Origin of the sequence: Janthinobacterium salmonicoloratum (genome assembly GCF_051380845.1) — a bacterium.
In the GTDB taxonomy this organism is placed as follows: domain Bacteria; phylum Pseudomonadota; class Gammaproteobacteria; order Burkholderiales; family Burkholderiaceae_D; genus Janthinobacterium; species Janthinobacterium lividum_F.
Genome location: NZ_JBNYXV010000005.1, coordinates 1 through 11,910, shown reverse-complemented (window position 1 = coordinate 11,910; position 11,910 = coordinate 1). Strand labels below are relative to the sequence as shown.

Annotated in this window: 11 protein-coding genes; 5 read left to right on the top strand and 6 right to left on the bottom strand. The window is 60.0% G+C overall.

Going from position 1 to position 11,910, the window contains the following annotated elements; translation table 11 throughout:
* Positions 1–113 precede the first annotated feature (113 nt).
* Genes ACQ4WY_RS21465 through ACQ4WY_RS21455 form a run of 3 tightly spaced genes read right to left on the bottom strand, consistent with a single transcriptional unit; the run spans position 114 to position 5,202 of the window.
* Positions 114–842, bottom strand: a complete 729-nt coding sequence (locus ACQ4WY_RS21465; protein ID WP_353657615.1) for an LbetaH domain-containing protein — start codon at positions 840–842, stop codon at positions 114–116.
* The gene (locus ACQ4WY_RS21460) at positions 842–1,996 is read right to left on the bottom strand and encodes a DegT/DnrJ/EryC1/StrS family aminotransferase (RefSeq protein ID WP_436505822.1); all 1,155 of its coding nucleotides are present in this window, start codon (positions 1,994–1,996) and stop codon (positions 842–844) included. The genes ACQ4WY_RS21465 and ACQ4WY_RS21460 overlap by 1 nt, the downstream gene beginning before the upstream one ends.
* On the bottom strand, positions 1,993–5,202 hold the full coding sequence (locus tag ACQ4WY_RS21455; RefSeq protein ID WP_436505821.1) for a tetratricopeptide repeat protein: 3,210 nt from the start codon (positions 5,200–5,202) through the stop codon (positions 1,993–1,995). The genes ACQ4WY_RS21460 and ACQ4WY_RS21455 overlap by 4 nt, the downstream gene beginning before the upstream one ends.
* A 13-nt stretch (positions 5,203–5,215) precedes the next feature.
* On the opposite strand from ACQ4WY_RS21455, the gene ACQ4WY_RS21450 reads away from it, so the two are divergent.
* Positions 5,216–5,491, top strand: coding sequence for a hypothetical protein (locus ACQ4WY_RS21450; protein WP_436505820.1), 276 nt, complete (start codon positions 5,216–5,218; stop codon positions 5,489–5,491).
* Positions 5,476–6,138, top strand: a complete 663-nt coding sequence (locus tag ACQ4WY_RS21445; RefSeq protein ID WP_436505819.1) for an acetyltransferase — start codon at positions 5,476–5,478, stop codon at positions 6,136–6,138. Before ACQ4WY_RS21450 ends, ACQ4WY_RS21445 begins: the two co-directional genes overlap by 16 nt.
* A gap of 74 nt (positions 6,139–6,212) precedes the next feature.
* Here the strand turns inward: ACQ4WY_RS21445 and ACQ4WY_RS21440 are convergent, their stop codons facing one another.
* Positions 6,213–7,889, bottom strand: a complete 1,677-nt coding sequence (locus ACQ4WY_RS21440; protein ID WP_436505817.1) for an electron transfer flavoprotein-ubiquinone oxidoreductase — start codon at positions 7,887–7,889, stop codon at positions 6,213–6,215.
* A gap of 251 nt (positions 7,890–8,140) precedes the next feature.
* On the opposite strand from ACQ4WY_RS21440, the gene ACQ4WY_RS21435 reads away from it, so the two are divergent.
* Positions 8,141–8,917: an SDR family oxidoreductase gene (locus ACQ4WY_RS21435; protein WP_436505816.1), complete on the top strand. Its 777-nt coding sequence runs from the start codon at positions 8,141–8,143 to the stop codon at positions 8,915–8,917.
* A 142-nt stretch (positions 8,918–9,059) separates the two neighbouring features.
* On the opposite strand, the gene ACQ4WY_RS21430 is transcribed toward ACQ4WY_RS21435, so the two are convergent.
* Positions 9,060–9,626 (bottom strand): LuxR C-terminal-related transcriptional regulator, encoded by a 567-nt coding sequence (locus tag ACQ4WY_RS21430; RefSeq protein WP_046684925.1) that lies wholly within the window; start codon positions 9,624–9,626, stop codon positions 9,060–9,062.
* Between the two features lie 147 nt (positions 9,627–9,773).
* On the opposite strand from ACQ4WY_RS21430, the gene ACQ4WY_RS21425 reads away from it, so the two are divergent.
* Together ACQ4WY_RS21425 and ACQ4WY_RS21420 are read left to right on the top strand one after the other, a co-directional pair.
* Positions 9,774–10,475, top strand: coding sequence for a CoA transferase subunit A (locus ACQ4WY_RS21425; protein ID WP_436505815.1), 702 nt, complete (start codon positions 9,774–9,776; stop codon positions 10,473–10,475).
* Between the two features lie 20 nt (positions 10,476–10,495).
* Positions 10,496–11,146 carry a CoA transferase subunit B gene (locus tag ACQ4WY_RS21420; RefSeq protein ID WP_101480845.1) on the top strand — a complete coding sequence of 217 codons (651 nt, stop codon included), beginning with the start codon at positions 10,496–10,498 and terminating at the stop codon, positions 11,144–11,146.
* Between the two features lie 50 nt (positions 11,147–11,196).
* On the opposite strand, the gene ACQ4WY_RS21415 is transcribed toward ACQ4WY_RS21420, so the two are convergent.
* Positions 11,197–11,607 (bottom strand): DoxX family protein, encoded by a 411-nt coding sequence (locus ACQ4WY_RS21415; protein WP_436505814.1) that lies wholly within the window; start codon positions 11,605–11,607, stop codon positions 11,197–11,199.
* Positions 11,608–11,910 lie beyond the last annotated feature (303 nt).

Sequence of the window (11,910 nt, the reverse complement as noted above, 5' to 3'; positions counted from 1 at the left end):
GAGGAGCGACGGTTTATCTGCTCCTACCAGTACAAGACGACCATTCATTCCACTTTATTAAATGCCGTGTGGAAATTTATTTTTCTTTATCTAATTGATAAGCCGTATCAAGTTCAGTCTGCCACGCCGCCATGTTCCGCTTCCCATTGCTTACGGCTGCTTTTCAGGATGTCGATGACCAGCAATGCCTGCACTTCGTCGGCGCACAGGTCTTCCATGAACATGGCGTTATTGTTGCGTACCCATTCCAGCGGCATTTCCCACCAGGCCAGTTCCAGCAGGGCAGCACGGACTTTTTCCGTGAAGCGGTAGCGCACCAGGCGCGCCGGCGAGCCCGCATAAATACCATACGGTTCCGAGCGAAAATTCGGTGGCAGCAGCGCCCGGGCGCCGATGATGCAGCCGTTTTCGATCACGCTGCCGCCCAGCACCATCACTTCGTCGCCGATCCAGACGTCGTTTTTGATGACCGTGTCGGCATACTGCGGCGGGGGTACATTTTTCAAGCCGCCGCCGAGGATCGACAGCATGTATGTCGAGATCGTGCGCATTTCATGCTGGCCATTGAGGATGAAACTCAGACGCGAGCCGCCGGCTACATAGCGTCCAACGCACAGGCTTTGCTGTCCGCTGTCATATTTCACGATCGAACCGACGCCGAAACAGGAGCCGCGCCCGATATAAAAGTGGCCGTTCTCCGGTTCCTGGTCCAGCCAGTTGCGGAAGAATTGATGGGGCAGGGTGCTGATGGCGCCATCCGTGTAGCCCAGTACCGTGAATTGAGCCGACCAGGGATGGTTCTCCGCCACGCCGGAAAAGTTCGTTTCGGTGGAAATTTGCATCAGGCTATATTCCGTAGAGGTTCTTGTTGCAGCGCGGGGGCGGCGATCATGGCGATAATGGCATCCACGGTTGCCATCTCCAGGTCCGGATAGATCGGCAGGCAGATTACCTGCGATGACGCCAGCCGCGCCACGGGCAGGTTGGTGTGCGCCGCGGACGGCATCCCGCGGTACATGGGGAAGTCGCTGATCAGCGGGTAAAAATAGCGGCGCGCGTAGATTTCCTGGTCGCGCAGCAACTGGAACAGGGCGTCGCGCGACAGCGGGTAGCCGGGGCCGACCAGGATAGGGAAATACGCATGGTTGGTCGCCTCGCCCTCACCTTGCTGCAGGCAGGTGATACCTGGGATGCCGGCCAGTTGCTGGCGGTAATGCGCATCGATCGCCTTGCGCTTTTGGCGCGCGCCGTCGATGCCCTTGAGCTGCAGCAAGCCGAAGGCGGCATTGATCTCGCTCATCTTGCCATTGATGCCAGCGGCGACGACCGTAACTTCATCGACGAAGCCGAAGTTTTTCAGGTGGTCGATGCGTTGCTTGGTCTTGGCGTCGGGGCAGACGATGGCGCCGCCTTCGAAGGTGTTGAAGATCTTGGTGGCATGAAAGCTGATCACGGAAAGGTCGCCGTGATTGAGCACACTGCCGCCCCGATGGCGCACGCCGAACGCATGCGCCGCATCGTAGATCACCTTCAGATTGTAGTTGTCGGCAATTTTCTCGATGGCTTCGATGTCGCATGGCCGGCCGTAGCAATGCACGGGCATGATGGCGGTGGTCTGCGGCGTGATGGCCGCCTCTATCCTGGTCGGGTCGAGGTTCAGGCTGTGCGGCTCGATATCGGCAAAGACGGGCTTGATGTTGTTCCAAAGCAGCGAATGAGCGGTGGCGACAAACGAATACGGCGTCGTGATGACTTCGCCGTTGATGCGCAGCGCCTGCAAGGCCGTCATCAATGCCAGCGTGCCATTGGCGAACAGGCAGATGTGTTTCACGCCCAGGTAGTCGCACAGCGCCTGTTCCAGTTGCTGGTGGAACGGGCCGCCATTGGTCAGGATCTTGTTGTTCCAGATCGTCTCCAGATACGGCAGGAAATCCTCCAGCGGCGGCAGCAGGGGCTGGGTGACATAGACTGGTTTGTTTTTTTGAGCGCTCATCATAATCCGATCGGCGGGTTGGGCACGGCCACGGGTGCTTCGAACGAGACTGGCGGCAAGCCTTCACACCAGCGTTGCCAGATGATGCGCAGGCCATTTTCTAGGCCTTCCGTGATCAGCTTGGGCTTGCCCAGGACGGAGCGTTCCAGGCGGTGCCGCATGCTGAAGCGGTAGGCGCCCAGCAACATGGGGTTGGCCGCCATGGCCACGCTCTTGCGCACGAGATCATCTTCGTCGGTGGCGATAAAGTCATCGAGTTCGACCTGGCGCAAGATCATGTTGCCGGCGCGGCTAGGCATGGTGGGGCCTGCCGTCGTGAGCGTGGGCACGCCCATCCACAGCGCATGCAGGGTCGTCGTGCTGCCGCAATACGGGAAGGCATCAAGGCAAATGTCGATGCGGTGATGGATGGCCATGAATTGGGCCATGCCCGTGCGTCCTTCGAAGGTCAGGCGCTCCTGCGCAATGCCTTCTTCCGCGAACCAGGCCGCCAGTTGTGGCGGCGCTTCCGATTTCGGCATGGCTGCCACGATCATTTTGGAGTCGGGGACGGCGCGCAGCACCCTGGCCCAGCGCGCGATGACCTGGCGATTGATTTTATTGGTGCGGTTGAAACTGCCAAACGTGATGTAGCCATTTGTCAATGCTGGCGCGGGCTGGACGCTGGGCGCCAGCTTGGACGGCAGGAAGGGCACGCAGGCGGGAAGCAGCAACAGTTTCTCGGAGAATTGCTCGCCTAATTCGTTCGGTGGTGTGAAGTACTGATCGCCCAGATAGTAATCGATCGATTGCAGCCCTGTCGTGAGCGGGTAGCCGATCCAGCTGGCCTGGACGGGGGCGGGCTTGGCGGCAAACATGAGCAGCCGGTTCTTGCCCGTGTGGCCGGACAAATCGATCAGGATATCGATGCCATCGTCGCGGATCAGCTGGCCCAAGTCCGGATCGGACAGGTGCTCGACCTGGCGCCAGTGGGGAATGACCTCCCGCAAGCGCTCCGTTATATCGTCATTTTGCGGATTGTTGTGGTACGCATACAGTGACAACCGGGCGCCATCGGCGATATTTTCCAGTATCGGAATGAGGAAATGCGGCACTGGATGATTGTGCAGGTCGCCCGACACGAAGCCGACTTTCAGCGTGCGCAGCGGGTCGCGGGTATTGCTGTGTCCCGCGCGTCCTTTGGCGATATGCGTTTCAAAGGTGTCGCTGAAGCGCTGATGCTCGGCAAAGAGCGCCTGCGGATCGATCTCGGTGCTATGCGACAGCAAGAACAGGTAGTTGCTGAACAGGGTTTCCCACAGCGGGCAGACGGCCAGGCCCTTGCGACAGGTTTCAATCGCTTCTTCTATCCTGCCGATATTGCTGAAAGTGGCGCTGATGTTGACGTAGGCGTCACGATAGTCGGGATTGATTTCCAGCGTCTTGTGGTAGCACTCCAGCGCCAGCAGGGGCTCGTTCATGAGCACGTAGCAATTGCCGAGTGCGAAGTGCGCGCGCTCGAACGCGGGATCGATAGCGAGTGCGGCCAGATAAGTCTGCTTTGCGTGTTCCAATTGCTTCTGCGCCTGCCGCGTCGAACCGAGGTTGCACAGCGCCGAAATGTTTTTCGGTTCCAGTTCGAGCGCGCGCTCATAGGCGGCGGTGGCTGCCTCGTATTGCTCCAGCTCTTGCAGGGCGACACCCAGGTGGTTATGCGTTTCGCTATCGCCGGAATCGAGTTCCAGGGTGCGGCGGTATGCCTCCACCGCGAGAGGATAGCGCTTGATGGTGCTGTAGTAATCGGCCAGCTGCCTGTGGTTCGCCGCTTTGCCAGGGGCCAGGTCGATGGCTTGCTGGAAGTATTTCAAGGCATTGTCCCGGTCTTCGGCGGCGCCGTAGGCGATCGCGAGCTGGCCGCAGGCTTGCGCATCGTCCGGCTGCAGGCGCAGCACTCTTGCGCAGTAATCGATGGCCGCCGTGTAATTCTTTTGTTTGCATTGAAGCAATCCCAGATTGCTCAACGCCTGGGCGAAGCTGCCATCAAGCGCGATCGCCTGTTCATACGCGGCGATGGCTTCCTCCGCCTGGTCCAGCGACTGGAGGGCGCGTCCCAGATTGTTGTGCAGCTTGGCGTCGTCGGGATGCAGTGCGATGGCGCGGCGGTAGCTGGCCACGGCGCCCACGTAGTCTTCGGCCCCATGTAGCGCCGCGGCCAGATTGGCATGCGCCGCCGTGGTGTGGGGCGCCAGTTGCAGCACGGCCCGGTAGCTGACGATGGCCGCTTGCCATTGCTGCAAGTCTTGCTGGGCGTTGCCCAGATTCAGGTAGATTTCAGCGTCGCCCGGCAGCAGGGTCAGCGCGCGTTGATAGCAAGCGATGGCTTCAGCGCTGCGCTGCATGGCTTGCAGTGTATTGCCGAGATTGAAATGGCCCTTGGCATAGTCGGGACGCAGTGCCAGCGCCTGCCGGTAAGCCAGTTCGGCCTGCTCCAGCTTGCCTTGCGCCTGCAGTGCCGCCGCCAGATTGCCATGCGCCTCGACAAAGTCCGGATTCAGTTCCAGCGCCCGGGTATAGCTGTCGATCGCTTGGTCGTACATGCCCCGTTCCTGCCATGCGGTGCCCAGGTTGCCATGCGCTTCGGCATCGTTGGGCGCCAGTTGCGTGGTTTTCAGCAGGGCCTCGAAGGCATCCTTGCCCTGTAATTGCAGGGCGGTGCCCAGCACGCTCCAGGCAAAATCCGAGTCGGGGTAGCGCTGCGTCAGGGCGTGGCTGGCCACTTCCAGTTCGGCATGGTGGCCGGCTTGATACAGCGCAATGACGTGCTGCGTTTCTTGCGTTGTCGGCGTGCTTGCGATCGCCGTTTCGATGCGGCTGCGCAAGCCCTGCGACTGTTCGTTGTCGAGACCGCGCGCGATAGCCGCCGTGACGATCTCCAGCGCCTGTTCGCGTTCGCCCGCCTTGAGCAAGCCATCCGCATACGACAGCCAGAACTGGCCTTCGTCGGGGTTCACCGACAGCGCCTTGTGCAGATACGGCAAGCCCGCCTGGTATTGCCCGACCTGTCCCGCCAATAAACCCATATTGTGGTTGGCAATGGCGTGATACGGCTGCGCCTGCAAAATCGCCAGGTAAAGCTCTTCCGCCTCGGCATACCGGCCAGCCTGGTGTTCGGTGATTGCCTGCTGCAATTCGGCGTCGAGGGGCACTACGGGAAGGGCGTTTGCGTTCATGGGCGGGCGGAAGGTGAAATATTTAGCAGAGGGAATTGTAACTGGTGAAAGTGCTTCTGAGAAACTTTCCAAGTGGAATTTATCCGGGAATGCTGTCGCAATGCAAACTTGGTGTTGCTGGCTGGCCAAAGCGTGGGGAAAAGTGGCTGTTTTAAAAACCTTGGCGCAGGATGGGGAGCATGTCTTGCGCCGGGCTGCTGGTATGATGCCCTGGATTGGCGCCTTCCCTGGAGGATGGCTGTCGCCCGATATCGTTCACTTTTCAGCAGGGATATGCAAAACATTTTAATCATAGGCTCGTCGGGCCACGCGAAGGTAGTCATAGACGTGGTCGAACGACAGGGGGTCTTTCGCATTGCCGGCCTGATCGACGCGTTTCGGACGATCGGCGAGGAAACTTCGGGCTATCGCGTCCTGGGCGCCGAGTCTGATTTGCCGGTCCTGGTGGAAACGCTCGCCGTGGCAGGGGTGCTGGTAGCCATAGGTGACAACTTTGTGCGGGCAAGCGTGACAGCCCGCGTGGCGGCATTGTGCCCGCAACTGCCATTCGTCAGCGCCGTGCATCCGCAGGCAAGCGTCGCCAGGGCTGTGCGTGTTGGTGCGGGTAGCGTGGTGATGGCGGGGGCGGTGATCAATCCCGGCTGCGACGTTGGGCAGGGCTGTATCGTCAATACGCGCGCCTCGCTCGATCACGATTCGGTGATGGAAGCATTTTCCAGCTTGGCGCCTGCTGCTGCGACAGGCGGCAGCTGCTTCATTGGCACGTGCAGCGCCCTGGGGATGGGCGCCTTGCTGCTGCAGCGCATGCGTATAGGCAGTCATTGCGTGGTCGGCGCCGGTGCCGTGGTGACGCGGCCAGTGGCTGATTTGTGCGTCAGCTATGGCGCGCCGGCAAAGACGATACGCAGCCGCCTGGCCGGCGACAAGTATCTGTAAGCGCACGGCAGCCGAAGCGGAGCAGCGCTACCGGCTGAGGTAGCGCTGTTGCGGCGGCATGCCGGGCGACGAGCTTACATATTCGGATAGTTCGGGCCGCCGCCGCCTTCTGGTGTCACCCACACGATGTTCTGCGTCGGATCCTTGATGTCGCAGGTTTTACAGTGCACGCAGTTTTGCGCATTGATCTGCAGGCGCTCGGCGCCATCGTCGTTCTTCACGAACTCGTACACGCCGGCGGGACAGTAACGCGCTTCCGGACCCGCATACGTGGTCAGGTTGACGTCAACCGGGACGCTGGCGTTCTTCAAGGTCAGATGGATCGGCTGGTCTTCCGCGTGGTTCGTGTTCGAGATGAACACGGACGACATCTTGTCGAAAGTCAGCTTGCCATCCGGTTTCGGATACACGATCTTTTTCGACTGTGCGGCCGGTTTCAGGCATTCATGGTCGCCATGCGAGTGGTGCAAGGTCCACGGCGCCTTGCCGCGGAAGATCAGCTGGTCGATGCCCGTCATCAGGCTTCCCAGATACAAACCTTTGGACAGCCATGGCTTGACGTTGCGCGCCACGTGCAGCTCTTCATGCAGCCAGGATTGTTCGAAGGCTACCGGATAGCTCGTCAGTTCGTCGTGCTGGCGCTGTTCGCCCAGCGCGCCGAAGGCCGCGTCCGCCGCCAGCATGCCGCTCTTGATGGCTGCGTGGCTGCCCTTGATGCGGCTCATGTTCAAAAAGCCCGCATCGCAGCCGATCAGCGCGCCGCCGGCAAACACCAGTTTCGGCAACGATTGCAGGCCGCCGGCCGCAATGGCGCGCGCGCCGTAGGAAATGCGCTTGCCGCCTTCGAAGAACTTGCGGATTTCCGGATGCGTTTTATAGCGCTGGAATTCCTCGTACGGGGACAGATATGGGTTTTCATAGTTCAGGCCCACCACATAACCGACCATCACCTGGTTGTTTTCCAGGTGGTACAGGAAGGAGCCGCCATAGGTTTTCGTGTCCAGCGGCCAGCCGCTCGAGTGGATCACCAGGCCCGGCTTGTGCTGGGCCGGGTCGATTTCCCACAATTCCTTGATGCCGATGCCATACGATTGCGGGTCCTTGCCGGCGTTCAAGTCATACTTGGCCATCAATTGCTTGCCCAGGTGGCCGCGCGCGCCTTCGGCGAACAGGGTGTACTTGGCGTGCAATTCCATGCCCAGCTGGAAGTCGGGGCCCGGCTCACCGTCGCGCTTGACACCCATGTTGCCGGTCGCCACACCTTTGACGGAGCCATCGTCGTTGTAGAGGATTTCCGCGGCAGGGAAGCCCGGGAAGATTTCCACGCCCAGATTTTCCGCCTGCTGGCCCATCCAGCGCACCACATTGCCCAAGGAGACGATGTAGTTGCCGTGGTTTTCAAAGCAGGCTGGCACGGCGAAGCCCGGCGTTTTATACGCTTTGGTTTCGGTCAGGAAGAGGATGCGGTCTTCCGTCACTTCCGTGTTCAGGGGCGCGCCCAGTTCTTTCCAGTTCGGAATCAGTTCGGTCAGCGCTTTCGGGTCCATGATGGCGCCCGACAGGATATGCGCGCCCAGTTCGCCGCCTTTTTCCAGCACGCAGACAGACACTTCCTGGCTCTTTTCAGCGGCCAGCTGCTTCAGGCGGATCGCCGCGGCCAAGCCTGCGGGGCCACCGCCGACGATCACCACGTCATACTCCATGGTTTCGCGCGGTCCGTACTGTTCAACTAAGTTATTAGGCTGTGTCATGGTCTCGATTTATAGTCACTAAATGGGTGGGTGAGGAATCTTCGAAGAAATTTAAGCACGAGTGTGCTTGTTTTTGGCGAGGATTGCAACTTTGGCGCCATTTTGCGTGACATTGCCCCTCGCCGCAATCTAAATCCGGCCATTTTGTGTAATGATGGCGTTTACCTTTGCTCAAGTGCGCCGCAGGGTATTTTGCCCCTGCGCTAGTGGCACGGCGTAAAGTGTTATCTAAAATAAAACAGGAGTAGCTCGTGGGCATAGAAGTCAATTTCGAGGGCAAGATTGCCCTGATTACCGGCGCATCGAGCGGCCTCGGCGCGCGCTTTGCGAAAGTGCTGGCCCAGGCCGGCGCCCAGGTCGTGCTGGCGTCGCGCCGCACCGAACGCCTGAAGGAATTGCGCGCCGAAATCGAAGCGGACGGCGGCGCCGCGCACGTGGTGTCGCTGGACGTGACCGACTTCGCCAGCATCAAGTCGGCCATCGCGCATGCGGAAACGGAAGCGGGCCCCATCGATATTCTCGTCAACAATTCAGGTGTCTCCACCACGCAACGTCTGGTCGACGTCACGCCCGACGATTACTCGTTCGTGATGGACACCAACTTGCGCGGATCGTTCTTCGTGGCCCAGCAAACGGCCAAGCGCATGATCGCGCGCGCCAAGGGCGACCCGAAGAAACAGCACCGCATCATCAATATCGCCTCGATGGCGGGCTTGCAGGTGCTGCCGCAGATCGGCGTGTATTGCATGAGCAAGGCGGGCATGGTGCACATGACGCGGGCCATGGCCGTGGAGTGGGGCAAGTACGGCATCAACACCAACGCCATCTGCCCCGGCTACATTTCCACCGAGATCAACGAAGATTACTTTGCCACCGAGCAGGGCAAGAAGCTGATCGAAATGCTGCCCAATAAACGTCCGGGCAAGCCGGAAGACCTCGACGGCCTGCTGCTGTTGCTGGCGGGCGAGGATTCGCATTTCATCAACGGCGCGATTATCTCCGCCGATGGCGGCATGAGCACCTTTTAACGCCATAAAACCTGCTGCGCGTCGCGCTTTGCGGCCTGCGATGCTCACCGTGCTAGAGCACGGTTGCGCTTCTCGGCCACAAATCGCTGCCGCTCGCAACGGTTTTACTTGGCGTTAAACGATAGTCACCTTGGCTGCAGCCCTAGCGCTGCAGCTGCAGTCCCACCAGCTTGTGCACCAGCTCGGACGACGTGGAGGCGGCGAACTTGCGCATCAGCTTGGCGCGGTGCATTTCCACCGTGCGGGGGCTGAGGTCGATCTGGCGGGCGATGACCTTGCTGGTCTTGCCTTCCACCAGCAGGGCGGCGATTTCGCGCTCGCGCGGGGTCAGCTCCGCCGTCACGGGACGCTTCTCGCTGACATCCTCGAACGTCCAGATGCCCGGCCCCAGCGGTTCTTTCGGCAGCATGGCGTGGCCCGTGACGTGGCACCAGAACAATTCTCCATTACTGCGGCGCATGATGCGCTCGTCCGAATAGCGGCCTTTGGCGTTCATGATGGGGATGATGCGGTCACCCGTGCGCAGGAATTCGTCGTGCGTAGGGTAGAGTACTTCGAACGATTGGTCGTCCAGCTGGGCGCGTGCATAGCCGAACATGGCTGCCAGCGCTTCGTTGCAGCTGCGCATGATGCGGTTTTCCGACATGCACATGCCCACGGGCGCGTGCAGGAAGATGCTTTCATAATCGATGGCTGACGCGGCGTTCATCTGATACGTATCACTCTCACAGTGGGATTGCTGGCACGGCGCCGGTAGTTCTACGGTATTGTACTTTCCACTCGCGTATTTTATGCTGAGTCGCTGCCTGAGTCATGGACTCACGACCAAAGCTTAACAAAAGATAGAGGGACACCCATGAATAAAGTTTATCCTGACGCCGCTTCGGCGCTGGCCGGTATCGTTCAAGATGGCCAGACCATCGCCGTCGGCGGCTTCGGCCTGTGCGGCATTCCCGAAGCCCTGATCGGCGCCTTGCGCGATTCGGGCGTGACGGGCCTGACGGCCATTTCGAATAACGCCGGTGTCGATGGTTTCGGTCTGGGCCAGTTGCTCACCACACGCCAGATCAAGAAAATGATCGCCTCCTACGTGGGCGAAAACAAGGAATTCGCGCGCCAGTACCTGGCCGGCGAGCTGGAACTGGAATTCACGCCGCAAGGAACCCTGGCCGAAAAGCTGCGTGCCGGCGGCGCGGGTATTCCCGCCTTCTTCACCAAGACGGGCGTGGGCACCATCGTTGCCGACGGCAAGGAAATCCGCGAATTCGACGGCGAGCAATACGTGATGGAGCACAGCCTGGTGGCCGACGTGGCGCTGGTCAAAGCCTACATGGCCGACCGCGCCGGCAATTTGGTGTACCGCAAGACGGCGCGCAATTTCAACCCGAACGTGGCCATGGCGGGCAAGATCACCATCGTCGAAGTGGAAAAACTGGTTGAAGTGGGTGAGATCGACCCGGACCAGGTCCACACGCCGAGCATCTTCGTGCACCGCATCGTGGTCAACGCGAACCCGGAAAAACGCATCGAGCAGCGCACCGTGCGCACTGAAGCATAAAAAAGAATACGGAGATAATCATGGCTTGGACTAGAGATCAAATGGCCGCGCGCGCGGCGAAGGAATTGCAGGATGGCTTTTATGTGAACCTGGGCATCGGCTTGCCGACCCTGGTGGCCAACTATGTGCCGGAGAACATCGAAGTGTTCCTGCAGTCGGAAAACGGCTTGCTGGGCATCGGCCCGTTCCCCACCGATGCGGAAGTCGATGCCGACCTGATCAACGCGGGCAAGCAGACGGTGACGGCCTTGCCGGGCGCCGCCTACTTCAGCTCGGCTGACTCGTTTGGCATGATTCGCGGCGGCAAGATCAACCTGGCCATCCTGGGCGCCATGCAAGTGTCGGAAAAGGGCGACCTGGCGAACTGGATGATTCCAGGCAAGATGGTCAAGGGCATGGGCGGCGCGATGGACCTGGTGGCCGGCGTCAAGCGCGTGGTGGTGCTGATGGAACACGTGGCCACGGCCAAGGATGGCACGACGTCGCACAAGCTGCTGAAACAGTGCGACCTGCCGCTGACGGGCGTGGGCGTGGTCGACGTCATCATCAGCGACCTTGGCGTGATCGACGTGACGGAAAACGGCCTGAAGCTGGTGGAACTGGCGCCGGGCGTGACCAAGGAGCAGGTGCAGGCGGCCACGGGCGCTGAGCTGGACGTTTCGGCCGTGTAAGCGGCTCCTTGCATGCAATGAAAGGGCGGACAGCGATGTCCGCCCTTTTTTTATGCGCCCGCCTTGCCGCGCAAGCCGTCGAGGCTGTAGGCGCCGGCGCCTGCAACTGCGAAGTACAGGAAGGTGAAGCAGTACATCACGGCCATTTCGCCGCCGTTCAGGATAGGCAGGAAACCGCTTGGTGCATGCGCCATGAAGTAGGCGGCCGCCATCTGGCCCGACAGGATGAAGGCGACGGGGCGCGTGAACAGGCCAAGCAGCAGCAAGCTGCCGCCCACCAGCTCGATGACGCCAGCCGCTCCCATCACGGACAACAGTTGCAGGCCGTCGAACATGGCCACGTGCGGTGCGCCGAACAGTTTGGCCGTGCCGTGCTGCAGGAAGAGGAAACCGAGGATAATGCGAAGCAGGCCCAGCAGGCGTGGGTTCCAGGTGGCGTAGAAGGCGGGCGAGAGGGACATGAGGTACTCCATTCAAAAAAAGTGGATGGTTCGGTGTCGGGCTTGCATTAGCGCAATGTCATTATGCGGGACCCTGGCGGCGAACAATAGACAGTACTGTAATAGTTTTTTATTCATTGATCATCGTGATAAATATTGATGCATGATTTACTGTGTGTTGATGATGGAATACAGTGTGCGTGCATGAAAAATCTATGGTCACCCTCCCTTTTGCAAGCTGATTTTGTATGATGTGAGCAGGCTTGCTTAAATCTATCCGGCGTCTGGTTGGAGATGGTTCTCCGCGCCACGATGAGAGTCGCG